This window comes from Actinoplanes subtropicus (assembly GCF_000721705.1).
Classification (GTDB): Bacteria; Actinomycetota; Actinomycetes; order Mycobacteriales; family Micromonosporaceae; genus Actinoplanes; species Actinoplanes subtropicus.
This window is the reverse complement of record NZ_JOJL01000027.1, coordinates 258,003-272,643: the sequence shown is the minus strand read 5'-3', so window position 1 is coordinate 272,643 and position 14,641 is coordinate 258,003. Positions and strand designations below refer to the sequence as shown.

Sequence of the window (14,641 nt, the reverse complement as noted above, 5' to 3'; positions counted from 1 at the left end):
TCGCGTCGAGGCCACTCGGAGAACGTCGAACGTTCGGGGGAGATCGGCTCCACATCCGGACCGATAGTGTCGGCTCCGTGACTCGGGAGGAGCAGCGGTACGTGCTGGCCACCGCCGCCGTCGCCGCCCTGGGCACGGTCTGGTGCGTGCTCTTCCTGACGGTCGGCGCCGGGAGCGAGGTTCTCGCGTACGTCTTCGTCCCGGCCGGCACCGCCCTCGCCGGCGTGGCCGTGCACCGGCTGGCCGGCCGCGACCCCGGGCTCGACCCGGTCGCCCGGCGCTTCTGGCGCACGATCGAGCTCGCCATCGGCGTGATCACGATCGGGTACGCGTGGCTGGCCGCCGACATGTTCGCGCACGCCGCCGAGGCCCGCACGCGCAGCATGCCGGTCCCGGTGGCGGCCTGCGTGGCCGCCGGCTGCGTGATCGCCGTCGGGGCGTTCGCCCGGGTGCCGGTGGCGCCCACCGGCGGGGTCGAGCGGTGGCGCATGGCGCTGGACCGGACGATCGCGTTCCTCGGCTGCGCGGCCGTGCTCTGGTACGCGGCGCTGGCCCCGATGCTCTCCGCCCGCGAGCCCTGGAGCCGGCAGGCGACGCTGCTGGTCGGGCTCCTGCTGCTGGCCGCGGTCGCCGCCGCGACGAAGGTGTCGTACGTGGCCGGCGGCCCGGTCGACCGCGCGGCGATCCGGCTCGTGGCGGCCTCCGGCGGCGTCCCGGCCGGGGTGGTGGCCGTGCTCGCCGTCCGGTTCGGCTATCTCGCCAGCGTCCCGGCCCAGGCGATCGTGATGCCGCTGGGCCCGGTGCTGGTCGCGCTCGGCGTCGCGGCGCAGCGGCGGGCCGATCCGGGGCCGCGCCGCCGGCCGTCCCGGTCCGACGTGCTGCTGCCGTACCTGGCCGTGGCGGCGGTCGACGTGCCGCTGGTCGCGGTCGCCTTCGGCGCGCCGCTGCGCTGGCCGGTCCGGATCGCGCTGATCGCCGCGGTGGTGGTGACCGCGCTGGTCACGGTGCGGCAGTACCTGGCGTACCGGGAGAACGCCCGGCTGCTGCGCAACACCCGGGTGCAGGAGGCCCGGCTGCAGTACGAGGTCAGCCACGACGGCCTCACCGGCCTGGCCAACCGGGCGCTGTTCCGCGAGCGGCTGGCCGCCGCGCTGACCGGTAGCGGCAGGGTCGTGGTGCTGCTGGTCGACCTGGACGACTTCAAAACCGTCAACGACCTGCTCGGCCACGGGGTCGGCGACCGGCTGCTGGTCTCGGTCGCCCGGCTGCTGCAGGCCGAGGTCGGCTACGGCGGCCTGCCGGTGCGGGTCGGCGGCGACGAGTTCGCGGTGCTGCTGACCGGCGCCGGTCCCGACCCGGAGGAGCTGGCCCGGCGGCTGCTGGCCGCGCTCACCCACCCGATCAGCGAGCATCGGCTGCTGGTGCAGGCCAGCATCGGCATCGCGGTCGCGGAGCCGGGCGCGACCGCCGACGCGGTGCTGCGGGACGCCGACGTCGCCATGTACACCGCGAAACAGCAAGGCAAGGCCGATTTCGTACGCTACGCCGACGGCATGGGCGAGCCGGTCCTGGCGCACATGCGCCTCGGCGGCGAGCTTCGGCGCGCCCTGGACAACGACGAGTTCCGGGTGGTCTACCAGCCGATCGTCCGGCTCGCCGGCAACGCCCTGATCGGCGTGGAGGCCCTGGTCCGCTGGCAGCACCCGACCCGTGGCCTGGTCGGGCCGGCCGAGTTCATCCCGGCCGCCGAGCGGACCGGCCTGATCGTGCCGCTCGGCCGGTTCGTGCTGCGCGAGACCTGCCGCCAGGCGGCGGCGTGGCTGGCCGAGTTCGGTGCCGACGCGCTGACGGAGGCCGGGCTGAACGTCTCCGCGCGCCAGCTGCACGACCCCGATTTCGTGTCCGACGTGGCCGGCGCGCTGGCCGAGAGCGGGCTGCCCTGCGAGCGGCTGGTGCTGGAGGTGACCGAGTCGGCGGTGCTCCGCGGCCAGCAGGTCTCCCGGGCGCTGTACGAGCTCGACCGGATGGGCATCCGGCTCGCCCTGGACGACTTCGGCACCGGCGAGTCGTCGCTGAGCCTGCTGCGCGCCTTCCCGGCCGCGATCGTCAAGCTGGACAAGTCGTTCGTGGACGGCATCGAGATCGACGACGGCCACCCGGGCGCCGCCGACGCCCGGCAGGCGGTCGCCCGCGCGGTGATCCAGCTCGCGCACGCGCTCGGCCTGGACACGGTGGCCGAGGGCGTGGAGAGCGCCGAGCAGGTGACCGCGCTGCTTGACCTCGGCTACACCGTCGGCCAGGGCTTCCACCTGGGCGAGCCGATGACCGCCGCCGACGTGTCCCGGCTGCTCGCCCGGCAGCAGCCGGTGACGCCGCGTCTCTGACCGTGTTCGCGTGTGCACTTTCGGTCCTGAGGATCTCGGCGGTATGGTGTTGGCCACATTGCCCGCCCGGTCTCGTGGCCGCAGTTCGGAGGAGTAGGCGTGCCGGTCACCGGTCAGCGTGTGGTGCGCCGGGCGCTGGGCCGCCGGCTGACCCGGCTACGGGTGGCGACCGGCAAGAGCCGGCGCGAGGTCGCCGAGGCCAAGCTGGGCATCTCCGAGCCGACCCTGCACCGCATCGAGACCGGCAAGGTCCCGGTGACCGTCGCCAACGTACGAGCGCTCTGCTGGTTGTACGGGGTGGACGAAAGCGTCGCCAACGCGCTCTCCGACCTCGCGCTGGGCACCTCCCAGGAGGAGTGGTGGGACGCCAACCCCTCGATCCCGGACTGGTTCAAGCTCTACGTCGGGCTCGAGGCGAGCGCCGCCGCGATCCGGACGTACGAGGGTGAGGTCGTCCCCGGCGAGTTGCAGACCGAGCAGTACGCCCGGGCCATCTACGGCGCCGAGAAGGTCGAGGGCGACGCCACCGAGCGGCACGTGAAGCTGCGGCTGCAGCGCCAGGCCGCGCTGGCCGCCCGCTACCCCAAGCCGAAACTGGTCACCGTCCTCGGCGAGGGCGTGCTGACCCGGCAGGTGGGCGGCCCGGCCGTGCTCGCGGCGCAGGTCGAGCACCTGTGCAAGCTCGCCGCGCAGGGCCACATCGAGATCCGGGTGCTGCCGTGGACGGCCGGGGCGCACGCCGCCATGGCCGGCGCGTTCCGCATCCTGGACTTCGACGACCCGGAGGATCCCGACGTCGTCTACCTCGAGTCGCACGTCGGCGCGGTGTACCTCGAGGAGCCGGACGAGGTGCAGGAGTACCGCCGCATCTTCGACCTCGTCTGCGAGGCGTCCGTGCCGATCGCCGACTTCCGCGGAATGGACCGACATGACTGACTCCTCGCGCAAGCCGGCGACCGCCGCGCGGATGTACGACTACTACCTCGGCGGCGTGCACAACTTCCCGGCCGACCGGGAGGCCGCGGACGCGGTCATCGAGCGGTTCCCGTTCATTCCGGCGGCCGCGCGGGCCAACCGCGCGTTCGTGGTGAACGCGGTCCGGCACCTGGCCGAGTCCGGCGTCCGGCAGTTCCTCGACATCGGCTCCGGCATCCCGACCGTCGACAACGTGCATTCCATCGCCCGGCGGGTCCACCCCGAGGCGAGGGTGGCATATGCCGACCTCGACCCGGTGGCGGTGGCCGAGAGCATCGACCTGCTGGACGGCGACGACCGGGCGGTGGCGGTGCGCGGCGACGTGCAGGAACCGCGGGCCATCGTCGAGCACCCCGAGGTGCGCCGGCTGCTCGACTTCGACCAGCCGATCGGGGTCGTCCTGGCCGCCGTCCTCCACTTCGTCCCCGAGCACCGGGTCGCGGACGAGGCGGTGGCCACGCTGATCGGGTCCGTCGCCGCGGGCAGCTATTTCGTGATCTCGCACACCGCCAAGGAAAGCTTCGACCAGTTCACCCCGGCCGAGGACGTCTACCGGCAGCGCACCTCGACCCCCGGCACGACCCGGTTCCGCCCGCAGGTCGAGCGCCTGTTCGCTGGGCTCGACCTGCTCGAGCCCGGGGTGGTCTGGGCGCAGGAGTGGCGGCCCGGCCCCGTCGCCGAACGGATCGAGAACCCGGGCCTGGGCGGTATCTGGGCGGGCGTCGGCCGCAAGCCCTAGCTTTTAGCCCGTCAGCAGCTGGTCGAATTCGCCCTTCTTGGCGCCGTCGAGGAACGAGTCCCACTCCTCCACGGTGAAGTGCACGGTGGACGCCTCGGGCCGCTTGCTGTTGCGCACCTCGATCAGGCCCGCGTGCCGCCGCACCTCCACGCAGCTGCCGCCGTTGCCGGTCGACCGGCTCGACATAATCCATTTACTGTCGTCATGCATCTTGCTGCTCACTCTTCGTGACGTGATCGGGGTCTCCGACCGCTGTACTATTCGGACATACGACGCAAAGGATAGGCGTCGCGTTCCCTTCTTCTTTCGTCATGAAATGTTGCGCACCGAGCGTAAGCGATGGCCCCAAGCGGCTGCGAGAGGTCAGACCGAACTTCTGCACCGTGAAATCTTGCACGGTGGAAGTTTGACCAAGAATAATGACCCTCCGATGTGGTCATAGGGGGCGTCAATGGATATCGCCGACCGCCTCGCGGCCGCGGCGCCGGATTCCTCGCCGTGCGGCGAGGAGTCAGCCGAGGCCGAGCTGGCGCGGTTGCGCGCGCGGGTCGCCCGGCTCGAGTCCGAACGCGACGCCCTGTGGTGGGCCATCCACCACGACGACCTCACCGGCCTGGCCAACCGCCGGCTGCTCGACACCGTCGGCCCGTCCATGCTCCGCAACGCCGGCCGGTACGCGGTGCTGGTGCTCGATCTGGACGGCTTCAAGCCGGTCAACGACCGCTTCGGCCACGCCATCGGCGACGAGGTGCTGCGCACGGTCGGGCGGCGGCTCTCCGGCTGCCTGGTCGACGACCTGGCGGTCCGCCTCAGCGGCGACGAGTTCGCCGCGGTCCTCACCGAGTCGTCCCTGGCCGGCGCCCACCAGGACTGGCCGGCCCTGGTCGGCGCGATCTGGTCGGCCGTCGCCGAGCCGATGACGATCGCCGGCCACCGCCTCGTCGTCACCGCGTCGATCGGCGTCGCCACCGGCACCCGCGAGCCGGCCACGATGACCGAGCTGATCCGCCGCGCCGACCTGGCGATGTATCACGCGAAGGCGAACCGCCACCGCACATACGTCGCCTGGGACCGCAACTAGAGAGTTTCCGCTCTCCGCCATTTCGGTAGAAAGCAACAATTGCGCGAGCCATTCACTGATGGTGATCGTGCCGACACTTCCTGTTGCAATTCTCGATTCCCGCGTCCGCGTGACCAGCAGATGACAGCGTGTATGCGCGGCGGATGGCATCGTTTTCCGGGGTCTCGCGTGGGGGCGAATCGCGAGTTGTCCAAAACATCTCCACCGGCGGGCGCGGTGCCCTTAGAACCTTATGGACGGGCCATTACCCGGCCACCACCACCCTGACCACCGTAGGCGGCGAGAGGAGCCGGGATGATGGTGTCGCGCCGAGCAACGCTGATCGTCACACGGGGCTTGCCCGGGGCCGGTAAGACCACCCGGGCGTTGCGCTGGGTCGCCGAGGACCCGGAACACCGCGCCCGGGTCGGCACCGACCAGATCGCGGCGATGCTGCACCCCCATGTGCTGACCAGCGATGCCGCCTACACGATGCATTACGCCGAGCGGGAGCAGCTGGTGGTGAACGCCGCGATCGAGGCGCTCCTGCGCTCCGGCATCGACGTGGTGTGCGACGACCTCTTCCTGCAGGCCCACTACCTCGAGGAGGTACGCCACCTGGCCGCCCGCTGCGCCGCCCACCTGGTGATCTGGGACATGACCGACGTGGACGTCGAGGAGTGCATAGCCCGCGACAAGCAACGCGGCGGCGCCGGCGGCCGCCTGATCGGCGAACCGACGATCCGCTCCCAGCACCAACTCCTCCGCGGCCACCACACGTCGTCCACCTGCGGCGACCGCCGCCCCGAAGCCTGAGGCCGCCCATGCGCCGGCCGTCATCATCCGGCCCTGATCCCGGGTAGGCCCCGGACGGCGCTCGCCGTCCGGGGCCTCGGCTATCGCTGGGCGGCCGCGGTGATCTCGGCGATCAGGTCGTCGCCCGGGTAGGCGCGGCCGCCGACGCCCCAGCCGCCGTCCGGGGCGTTGAAGATGTTCACCCAGGTGTTCGCCGGGTCGTGCCAGGGCACGGCGCACTGCTGGACGATCTCGGTGGCCGCCTTGATGAAGGCCGCCCGCAGTTCCACGGTGCCCAGGCCGATGTTCGGCAGATCCAGCCGCACCACGACGAGGGGACGGGTGCTGCCGCCGGCGTACACGTCGCCGGGCTCGACGATCTGGACGTGGCCGCCGACGATCGGGGTGAAGAAGTCGTTCCCGGTCGCCCCGCTGACCTCGATCGCGGCCGCGCTGAGCAGGGGAATGATCTGGTGCCGGCCGCTCGCGGTGAGGACGCCGTGCGGCGCCGTGACGGTCAGGGGCATGAGTTCCTCCATAACTAGGTCGTACGTACTAGCGACTCCGACTGTGCGCTAGGATGGGCGTACTAGTCAAGGGGGCCGGGGTGCCGAAGGACACGCGTAACCGGATGCTGGACGCCGCGGTGAGCGCGTTGCGCCGGCAGGGCGTCGCGGGCATGTCCTTCACCGAGGTGCTGGGCGCCAGCGGCGCGGCGCGGGGCGCGATCTACCACCACTTCCCGGGCGGCAAGACACAGCTGGTCGCCGAGGCGGCCGCGCGCAACGGGCAGGAGGTGCGGGGCTACCTCGAGGGGCTGCCGGCGACCGGCCCGGTCCAGGTCACCGAGGATTTCCTGGCGATGATCCGCCCGGTGGTGGCCGAGTCGAGCGCCGGCAGCGGCTGCGCGGTCGCGGCCGTGGCGATGGGGGACGAGCCGGCGTTGCGCGAGGCCTCCGCCACCGCCCTGAGCTCATGGATCGGCACGCTCGCCGGTCGGCTGAGCGCCGCCGGGCTGCCCGCCGCCGACGCCGACGACCTCGCCACCACGCTGATCGCGCTGCTGGAGGGGGCGCATGTGCTGTGCCGGGCGGCCGGCGACGTGGCGCCCTTCGACCGGGCCGCCCGCGCGGCGCTGTCCCTGGTCGGGAGCCGCTACCCCGCCGACGACGGCTGAGCGGGGGCCAGAAAGATCTCGATCACCGGGACCTCGACCTCCGGCGGCCGGGTCGGCAGCAGCAGCGTGACGGTGCCGCGTTCCTGGCCGGCCGACGAGGTGGCGTAGGCCGGGCGGTCCGGGTCGGCAATCTCGTGCGCGACCTCCGAGCCGTCGTGCAGGAACTGGGCGTACCGCAGGCGGCCGGCCAGCCCCGGCAGGTGCACGGCGTCGAACGGCCACGCGAACAGGTGCAGGTAGAGCCGATCGCCGCGCTGGGTGAAGCGGCAGTCCGGCGGCGCGGTGAACGAGCTGGGCCCGCAGCCGTAGATCGAGCGCTCGTGCAGACGCATCCACCGGCCGATCCCGCGCAGGATGTCGGCCGACGCCGGGTCGATCTCGCCGCGCGCGTTCGGGCCCACATTGAGCAGCAGGTTGCCGTCCTTGGCGACGGTGTCGATCAGCATCCGGACGAGCAGGCCGACCGACTTGAAGTCGCGGTTCTCCCGGTCGTAGCCCCAGCTGCCGTTCATCGTCTGGCACGCTTCCCAGGGCACCGGCTTGCCGTCGACGGTCATCGGCGCGCTCGGCTGGTACTGCTCGGGGGTGACGAAGTCGCCGGGCAGGTCCATCCGGTCGTTGACCAGCAGCTCCGGCTGCAGGCTACGGATCGTCTCCAGGAGGGCGGGGCTGTCCCAGTCGGCCGCGCCCTTGCCGCCCCACACCACCTGGCCCTCGTGCACGTGCCCCACGTACGAGAAGTCGAGGAACAGCTGATCGATCGGGCCGTACCGGGTGAGCAGGTCGCGCACCTGGGCGTGGAGATAGGAACGGTAGGCCGCGATGTCCCGCGAACCCGGCGGCGGTTCGTCGCGCAGCGGGTGCAGCCCGTCGATCGGGAACTGCGGGTGGTGCCAGTCGATCAGCGAGTAGTAGAGACCCGCCCCCATGCCCCGGTCCCGCAGGGCATGGAGGAACGGGCCGATCAGGTCGCGGCTCGCCCGGTAGTCGGTGAGCTCGCTGGGCCACAGGCAGTACCCGTCGTGGTGCTTCGCGGTGATCACGGCGTACCGCATGCCGGCCTCGGCGGCGAGCGCCACCCAGGCGGCCGGGTCGTACAGGTCCGGGTCGAAGTGGTCGACGTAGCGCTGGTACTCGGCGTCGGTCAACTTCTCCCGGTTGCGCATCCACTCGTTGCGGGCGGCGACCGCGTACGCCCCCCAATGGACGAACATGCCGAACCGGCGCTCCTGGAACCGCTCGACGTTATTCACGGACCGCTCCCTTCGTGGCATCGGCGATGAAGTTGCGGGCGAAGAAGCCGAAGATGACGACGAGGGGGATGATCGCCAGCAGCGTGCCGGCCATCACCATGCTGAAGTCCGTGCCGTGCGCCGTGTTCAGCTGGGCGAGCGCCAGCTGCAGGGTGATCCGGTCCGGGTCGACCAGCACGATCAGCGGCCAGATGTAGTCGTTCCAGGCGGCCACGAAGACGTAGATGCCGAGGAAGGCCAGGCCGGGCCGGATCGCCGGGATGGCGATCTGCCAGTACTGCCGGAAGAAGCCGGCGCCGTCCACCTTGGCGGCGTCGATCAGCTCGTCGGGCACCGCGCTGGTGATGTACTGCCGCATCCAGAAGATGCCGAACGCGTTGGCGATCGGCGGGATGATCAGCGCCCGCAGCGTCCCGGCCAGGCCGAGATCCGACGCGATGATGAACTGCGGCAGGATGGCCAGCTGGGTGGGCAGCATGTACAACGCCAGCAGCGCCCCGAACAGGAAGTTCCGCCCGGGGAAGCGGTACTTCGCGAAGGTGAACGCGGCCAGCGAGTCGATGAACAGCACCAGCACCGTGGTCGTGATCGCCACCATCACCGTGTTGAGCATCGAGCCGAAGAAGTCGATGCTGTCCAGCAGCCGGTGGATGTTCTCGATCAGGTGGCTGCCCGGGGTCAGCTTCGGCGGGTACCGGTAGATGTCCGCGGTGGTGTTGGTCGCCATGACGACCATCCAGTAGAACGGGAAGAACGAGATCAGGACGCCGGTCGCCAGGACCACGTGGATGCTGGCGCGCCCGAGCTTGAACCGCCTCACCGCACCCTCTCCCTTCGCTCGGAGCGGGCCACCAGGCGCCAGTTGATCACGACGAACAGCAGGATGAGCAGGAAGAGGGCCCAGACGATCGCGGCGCCGTAGCCGTAGTCGTTGTTGTCGAAGGCCTGGTGGTAGAAGTAGAGCATCATGGTCAGGCCGGCCTGGCCCGGTCCGCCGGAGTTCGGGTTGACCGAGGCCGTGCTGCCGAAGAGCACCTGCGGCTCGGTGAAGCTCTGCAGGCCGGTGACCGTCGAGACGATCAGCGTGAACAGGATGATCGGCCGCAGCAGCGGGACGGTGATGTGCCGGAACATGCGCACCGGTCCGGCGCCGTCCAGCTGGGCCGCCTCGTACAGCTGGGTGGGGATGGTCTGCAGCCCGGCCAGGTAGATGATCGCGTTGTAGCCGGTCCACTGCCAGCTCATCAGCAGCGCGATGACCACCTTGATCGCGAACGGGTTCTGCAACCACTGCACCTGGGGCAGATGCATCAGGTGCAGGACCGCGTTGACCAGGCCGTTGGAGGAGCTGAAGATCGCGAAGAAGAACAGCGCCACGGCCACCAGCGAGGTGACGTTGGGCAGGAAGTACGCAATCCGGTAGAAGGACGTGAACCTGACCCCGGCGTTCAGCATCACCGCGATGATCAGCGCCACGAACAGCATCGGGAACGTGCCGAGCACCCAGATGATGATCGTGTTCTTCACCGACAACCAGAAGGTCGGGTCGTGGATGAGGAACTTGAACTGGTCGAGTCCGACGAATTTCATGTCGCCGAGCCCATCCCAGCGCTGGAACGCCAGATACAGCGTGAAGAACACCGGGATCAGGTTGAAACCGACGAAGACCAGGAAGAACGGCGAGATGGCCAGGTACTGGCGCCAGTACGAGACGATCCCGGTACGCCGCACCGCCCGTCTCCGCCGGTCGCTCACGTCAGCTCACTCCCTGCTTCTGCGCGATCGACTTGGCCTGGCTGACCGCGTCGTTCCAGGCCTGGTTGGCGTCCTTGCCGGTCTCGACCTTGATGATCTCGTTGTAGTACGGAGCGGAGACGGCGGCGTCGGCCGGCGCCTCGTAAGCGATCGGGATGTTCTCGGCCGCCGGCCCGAAGACGTCGATCGTCACCTGGCCGCCGAAGAACGGGTCCGGCCCGGTCAGCGCCGGCAACTTGTACGCGGCCGGCATCGACGGGAACAGCGACGCGTCGGTGAAGCCACGACCCTGGTTGTCCGCGTTGAGCAGCCAGGTGATGACCTGGAACGCGAGTTCGTGGTTGTCGCCCTTCGCGGGGATGGCCAGGAACGAGCCGCCGATGTTGGCCGGCCCGCTCGGCGTCGGCGCGACCCGCCACTTGCCCTTGGTGTCCGGCCCGGCGCTGGAGATGTCCAGCCCGTGCCAGGCGGCGCCGACCTCGGCCGCGACCGCGCCGCTGGCGATCGCCGCGTTCCAGCTGTTGTCGTTGATCTTCGCGTCGATGCCGAGCGTCAGCGGCTTGAGCGCGGTGTCCCACGCCTTGCGGATGTGGTCCTGGTCGCCGACGAACTTGTTGTTCGTGTCGATGAACCGGACGGTGTTCTGCCCGATCGCGGCGCTGAGGATGCTCTGCACCGTGTTCACCGGGAACGACTTGGGCACCTTGCCGTGCAACTGCTTGCCGGCCTCGAACCAGTCGTCCCAGGTCTTGATCTGCGCGGCCACCTCCTCCGGCTTGCTGGGCAGGCCGGCCTTCTCGAACAGGTCGGCGCGGTAGAACAGCCCGGTGGGACCGATGTCGATCGGGAAGCCGATCAGCTTGCCGTCCTGGGTGCTGCCCTGCTTCCATTTCCAGGTCAGGTACTGCGACTGGAGCTTGTCGGCGCCGAGGGTGTTGAGGTCGACGAACTGCTTGGCCTGGGGCAGGAGGGCCGCGATGTCCTCGCCCTTGATGCCGGTGATCGCGGGCAACGACCGGCCGGCCGCGAGCGTCGTGGTCAGCTTCTGCTTGAAGTCGCCGCCGATGACCGACGGCTTGACGGTGCCCAGCGCCGCGAAGTGGGTGACGGAGTCGGCGACGACCTTGTCGCTGAGGCCGCCGGCCCAGTACCAGAGATCGATCTCCTTGGGGCCGCTCGAGCCCGAGCTCTTCGATCCACCGCCGCACGCGGCGGTGACGCCGCCGGCTGCGGCGAGCAAGCCCGCCTGCAGCAACCTCCTACGGGACAGTTCCACCGGGGTGCTCCTATTCCATGACCTGGTCGAGAAAGGCGTAGTCGTTGCGGAGCTGGGCATCGTGGGTGGCGTGCCACCACCGCGCGATGCCGGGCCAGTCGGGTGCCGCCGGCGCCCCGCCGATCCGCTGCACCGACAGTCCGGCGCAGAGGTTGGCGAAGTGGAGCCGGTCGGTCAGCGGCCAGCCGGCAAGGGTGCCGGCGACCAGGCTGGCCCCGAAGATGTCGCCGGCGCCGGTGGTGTCGACGGCGTCGACATCGAGCGCCGGCGCCCACGCCTCCTCGCCGCTGCCGCCGTCGATCGCGATCGCGCCGTCGCGGCCGCAGGTGACCACGGCGAGCGGGACGAGATCGGCGATCTTGGCGGCCGCGGCGCGGGGCGTCGACGTCCGGGTGTATGCCATCGCCTCTTCGGCGTTGGGCAGGAAAGCGTGGCAGTGCTTCAGCTGGTCGAGCATGGTGCCCGACCACTGCTGCGAGGGGTCCCAGCCGACCTCGGCGAAGACCAGCGTGCCGGCGGCGTGCGCCTGCGGGATCCAGGCGGTCGGCTCGGGTTCGAGGTGGACGATCGCGGCGCGGCTGGCCGGCGGTACGCCGATCAGCTCGTCGGCGGTGACCGGGATCGGCTCCCCGTGGGTCACCAGGGCCCGGTCGCCGTCGTAGGCGAGCGAGACGGTGACCGGGGTCGGCCAGTCCGCGAGCCGCCGGGACCGGGACAGGTCGACGCCCTCGTCCCGCTCCAGCGTCTCCCAGCAGAACCGGCCGAACTGGTCGTCGCCGAAGGCCGCGCTGAGCGACGTGCTCAGGCCGAGGCGGGACAGGGCGACGGCGAAGTTCGCGATGCCGCCCGGCCCGGTGCCGCTGCCCCTGGTCCAGACCTCGGTGCCCGGGATCGGCCCGTGGTCGAGCCCGGTGAGCACCAGGTCGAAGAACATTTGTCCGGAGACGAAGACGTCTACCACGCGCGCTCGGCCCCCTCTCGACCTCTGTGAGCGACTGTGACGTGTATCCCGCCAGAATCGTGCACGTCGTGAGCGAGCTTGGCAAGCATCGTCGCCAAAGTCGTTCAAAGATCGTCGTAGCGATGAGCGAGTTTGAAAGGTAGGGTCAGCGCATGCTTCCCGGCCGACGACACGAACTGATCCTCCGCGCCGTTCGCGCGGAGGGCTCAGCCACCATCAGCGGGCTGGCCGACTCGCTCGGCGTCAGCATCGCGACGGTCCGCCGCGACCTGGTCACGCTGGACGAGGAGGGCCTGCTCAAGCGGGTGTACGGCGGGGCCGCCTCGGTCGAGGACCGGGACGAGCCGTTCGCCGACGTGGCCGCCGTCCGCGCGGACGAGAAGGACGCCATCGCCCGCCGCTGCGCCGAGCTGGTCAAGGACGGCGAGACCGTGCTGCTGGACATCGGCACCACCGCGCACCGGGTCGCCCGGCAGCTGCGCGGCCGCACGCTCACCGTGATCACCAGCAGCCTCGCGGTCGTCGAGGAGCTGGAGGCGGAGGAGGCGATCCAGCTCGTGCTGCTCGGCGGGGTGCTGCGCCGCGACTACCGCTCGCTGATCGGCTTCCTCACCGAGGACAACCTGCGCCAGGTGCACGCCGACCGGCTGTTCCTGGGCACCAGCGGGGTCCGGCCGGACGGCCAGGTCATGGACACCACCGTGGTCGAGGTGCCGGTCAAGCGGGCGATGATCGCGGCGAGCGACCAGGTCGTGCTGGTCGCCGACGTCGGTAAGTTCCCCGGCACCGGCATGTCCCGGGTCTGCGGTCCGCAGGAGCTGGACACGGTCGTCACCAACGCGGCCGCCGACGACCGGACGAAGACGGCGCTCCGCGACGCGGGCGTCACTGTTCTTGAGGTATGAGAGGCAAGGCGCGATGAGGCTGACCATCCTTGGCGGCGGCGGTTTCCGCGTACCGTTGATCTACCGGGCGCTGCTGGCCGACCGCGAGGAGGGCAGGGTCACGCACGTGACGCTCCACGACCTCGACGCGTCGCGCCTGGCCGCCATCGGCCGGGTGCTGCGGGCGCAGGCCGGCGACGACCCGCTGGCCCCCGAGGTCACCGCGACCACCGACCTCACCGAGGCGCTGACCGGCGCCGACTTCGTGTTCTTCGCGGTGCGGGTGCACGGGCTGGCGGGCCGCGCCATCGACGAGCGGGTCGCGCTCGACGAGGGGGTGCTCGGCCAGGAGACGGTCGGCGCCGGCGGCGTCGCGTACGGGCTGCGCACCGTCCCGGTCGCCATCGAGGTCGCCCGCCGGGTCGCCGAGGTCGCCCCGCAGGCCTGGGTCATCAACTTCACCAACCCGGCCGGCATGGTCACCGAGGCGATGGCCGAGCACCTCGGCGAGCGGGTCATCGGCATCTGCGACGAGCCGGTCGGCCTGGGCCGCCGGGTGCTGCACGCGCTCGGCGCCGACCCGGCCACCGCCCGCCTCGACTACGTCGGCCTCAACCACCTCGGCTGGCTGCGCGGCGTCGAGGTGGACGGCCGGGACGTGCTGCCCGGCCTGCTCACCGACGTGGCGGCGCTCAAGTCCTTCGAGGAGGGCCGCCTCTTCGGCACCGAGTGGATCCGTACGCTGGGCGCCATTCCGAACCCGTACCTGCACTACTACTACTACAACCGGGAGGCGGTCGCCGCCGAGCGGGCCGCCGAGCAGACCCGCGGCGCCTTCCTGCTCGAGCAGCAGGGCCGGTTCTACGCCCGGCTGGCGAGCGACGGCGTCGAGGCGTACGAGGCCTGGGAAAGCACCCGGCACGAGCGCGAGGCGACCTACATGGCCGAGAACAGGGCGGCCGCCGGCGCGGGCGAGCGGGACCCGAGCGACATGGCGGCCGGCGGCTACGAGCGGGTCGCGCTGGCGCTGATGCGGGCCATCGCCCGCAACGAGCGCGCCGACCTGATCCTCAACGTCCGCAACCACGAGACGCTGCCCGATCTGGACCCGTTCGCCGTGATCGAGGTGCCCTGCGTGGTGGACGCGACCGGCGCCCACCCCTGCCCGACCGCGGCCCTGCCCGAGCACGCCGTCGGGCTGGTCACCTCGGTCAAGGCGGTCGAGCGGGCGGTCATCGAGGCGGCCCGCACCGGCTCGCGCGGGGCGGCGCTGCGCGCGATGGCCGGCCACCCGCTCGTCGACTCGGTCGCGGTCGCCCGGCGGCTGCTCGACAACTACCAGGCCCAGCTGCCCGAGCTGGGTTACCTCCGGCCCTGAAGGG

Annotated in this window: 15 protein-coding genes; 8 read left to right on the top strand and 7 right to left on the bottom strand. The window is 70.9% G+C overall.

The features are described from left to right. The first annotated feature begins 77 nt into the window (after nucleotides 1–77). The 3 genes from IH26_RS0134710 (at nucleotide 78) to IH26_RS0134700 (ending at nucleotide 4,098) form a co-directional block, all read left to right on the top strand. On the top strand, nucleotides 78–2,384 hold the full coding sequence (locus tag IH26_RS0134710) for a putative bifunctional diguanylate cyclase/phosphodiesterase (RefSeq protein ID WP_030440492.1): 2,307 nt from the start codon (nucleotides 78–80) through the stop codon (nucleotides 2,382–2,384). Between the two features lie 99 nt (nucleotides 2,385–2,483). Next, entirely contained in the window at nucleotides 2,484–3,320 is an 837-nt protein-coding gene (locus IH26_RS0134705; RefSeq protein WP_051809059.1) for a helix-turn-helix domain-containing protein, read from the top strand. After that, on the top strand, nucleotides 3,313–4,098 hold the full coding sequence (locus tag IH26_RS0134700; protein WP_030440490.1) for an SAM-dependent methyltransferase: 786 nt from the start codon (nucleotides 3,313–3,315) through the stop codon (nucleotides 4,096–4,098). The genes IH26_RS0134705 and IH26_RS0134700 overlap by 8 nt, the downstream gene beginning before the upstream one ends. A 3-nt stretch (nucleotides 4,099–4,101) precedes the next feature. On the opposite strand, the gene IH26_RS0134695 is transcribed toward IH26_RS0134700, so the two are convergent. Next, a complete protein-coding gene (locus IH26_RS0134695) occupies nucleotides 4,102–4,308 on the bottom strand; it encodes a DUF397 domain-containing protein (RefSeq protein WP_030440489.1) in 207 nt (68 codons plus the stop codon). Nucleotides 4,309–4,549: 241 nt separating this feature from the next. On the opposite strand from IH26_RS0134695, the gene IH26_RS54355 reads away from it, so the two are divergent. Further along, complete coding sequence (locus tag IH26_RS54355; protein WP_051809057.1) at nucleotides 4,550–5,179, top strand: GGDEF domain-containing protein; 630 nt, start codon at nucleotides 4,550–4,552, stop codon at nucleotides 5,177–5,179. A gap of 294 nt (nucleotides 5,180–5,473) precedes the next feature. After that, the gene (locus IH26_RS0134685) at nucleotides 5,474–5,974 is read left to right on the top strand and encodes an AAA family ATPase (RefSeq protein WP_051809056.1); all 501 of its coding nucleotides are present in this window, start codon (nucleotides 5,474–5,476) and stop codon (nucleotides 5,972–5,974) included. An 80-nt stretch (nucleotides 5,975–6,054) separates the two neighbouring features. On the opposite strand, the gene IH26_RS0134680 is transcribed toward IH26_RS0134685, so the two are convergent. Then, nucleotides 6,055–6,480, bottom strand: a complete 426-nt coding sequence (locus tag IH26_RS0134680) for a tautomerase family protein (protein WP_030440486.1) — start codon at nucleotides 6,478–6,480, stop codon at nucleotides 6,055–6,057. A 53-nt stretch (nucleotides 6,481–6,533) separates the two neighbouring features. Between IH26_RS0134680 and IH26_RS0134675 the strand changes: the two genes are divergently transcribed. Further along, nucleotides 6,534–7,130, top strand: a complete 597-nt coding sequence (locus tag IH26_RS0134675; protein ID WP_051809054.1) for a TetR/AcrR family transcriptional regulator — start codon at nucleotides 6,534–6,536, stop codon at nucleotides 7,128–7,130. On the opposite strand, the gene IH26_RS0134670 is transcribed toward IH26_RS0134675, so the two are convergent. From IH26_RS0134670 to IH26_RS0134650, 5 genes are read right to left on the bottom strand one after another with little or no spacing between them, the layout of a single operon-like run. Then, nucleotides 7,109–8,383: an alpha-L-fucosidase gene (locus IH26_RS0134670; RefSeq protein WP_030440484.1), complete on the bottom strand. Its 1,275-nt coding sequence runs from the start codon at nucleotides 8,381–8,383 to the stop codon at nucleotides 7,109–7,111. The genes IH26_RS0134675 and IH26_RS0134670 overlap by 22 nt on opposite strands. After that, the gene (locus IH26_RS0134665; protein ID WP_034216578.1) at nucleotides 8,376–9,203 is read right to left on the bottom strand and encodes a carbohydrate ABC transporter permease; all 828 of its coding nucleotides are present in this window, start codon (nucleotides 9,201–9,203) and stop codon (nucleotides 8,376–8,378) included. Before IH26_RS0134665 ends, IH26_RS0134670 begins: the two co-directional genes overlap by 8 nt. Beyond that, nucleotides 9,200–10,138 carry a carbohydrate ABC transporter permease gene (locus IH26_RS0134660; protein WP_211268803.1) on the bottom strand — a complete coding sequence of 313 codons (939 nt, stop codon included), beginning with the start codon at nucleotides 10,136–10,138 and terminating at the stop codon, nucleotides 9,200–9,202. Before IH26_RS0134660 ends, IH26_RS0134665 begins: the two co-directional genes overlap by 4 nt. A 1-nt stretch (nucleotide 10,139) precedes the next feature. Beyond that, nucleotides 10,140–11,414: an extracellular solute-binding protein gene (locus IH26_RS0134655; RefSeq protein WP_030440482.1), complete on the bottom strand. Its 1,275-nt coding sequence runs from the start codon at nucleotides 11,412–11,414 to the stop codon at nucleotides 10,140–10,142. A gap of 10 nt (nucleotides 11,415–11,424) precedes the next feature. Then, complete coding sequence (locus tag IH26_RS0134650; RefSeq protein WP_063763780.1) at nucleotides 11,425–12,375, bottom strand: carbohydrate kinase family protein; 951 nt, start codon at nucleotides 12,373–12,375, stop codon at nucleotides 11,425–11,427. Between the two features lie 152 nt (nucleotides 12,376–12,527). Here IH26_RS0134650 and IH26_RS0134645 point away from each other — a divergent pair, with 152 nt between their 5' ends. Then, nucleotides 12,528–13,280 (top strand): DeoR/GlpR family DNA-binding transcription regulator, encoded by a 753-nt coding sequence (locus IH26_RS0134645; protein ID WP_030440480.1) that lies wholly within the window; start codon nucleotides 12,528–12,530, stop codon nucleotides 13,278–13,280. Between the two features lie 13 nt (nucleotides 13,281–13,293). Then, nucleotides 13,294–14,637 (top strand): 6-phospho-beta-glucosidase, encoded by a 1,344-nt coding sequence (locus IH26_RS0134640; RefSeq protein ID WP_030440479.1) that lies wholly within the window; start codon nucleotides 13,294–13,296, stop codon nucleotides 14,635–14,637. Nucleotides 14,638–14,641 lie beyond the last annotated feature (4 nt).

Coding starts and splice junctions, on each gene's coding strand:
- IH26_RS54355 (WP_051809057.1), top strand. CDS start 4,550: ATGGATATCGCCGACCGCCTCGCGGCCGCGGCGCCGGATTCCTCGCCG.
- IH26_RS0134675 (WP_051809054.1), top strand. CDS start 6,534: ATGGGCGTACTAGTCAAGGGGGCCGGGGTGCCGAAGGACACGCGTAAC.
- IH26_RS0134680 (WP_030440486.1), bottom strand. CDS start 6,480: ATGCCCCTGACCGTCACGGCGCCGCACGGCGTCCTCACCGCGAGCGGC.
- IH26_RS0134700 (WP_030440490.1), top strand. CDS start 3,313: ATGACTGACTCCTCGCGCAAGCCGGCGACCGCCGCGCGGATGTACGAC.
- IH26_RS0134695 (WP_030440489.1), bottom strand. CDS start 4,308: ATGCATGACGACAGTAAATGGATTATGTCGAGCCGGTCGACCGGCAAC.
- IH26_RS0134685 (WP_051809056.1), top strand. CDS start 5,474: ATGATGGTGTCGCGCCGAGCAACGCTGATCGTCACACGGGGCTTGCCC.
- IH26_RS0134645 (WP_030440480.1), top strand. CDS start 12,528: ATGCTTCCCGGCCGACGACACGAACTGATCCTCCGCGCCGTTCGCGCG.
- IH26_RS0134640 (WP_030440479.1), top strand. CDS start 13,294: ATGAGGCTGACCATCCTTGGCGGCGGCGGTTTCCGCGTACCGTTGATC.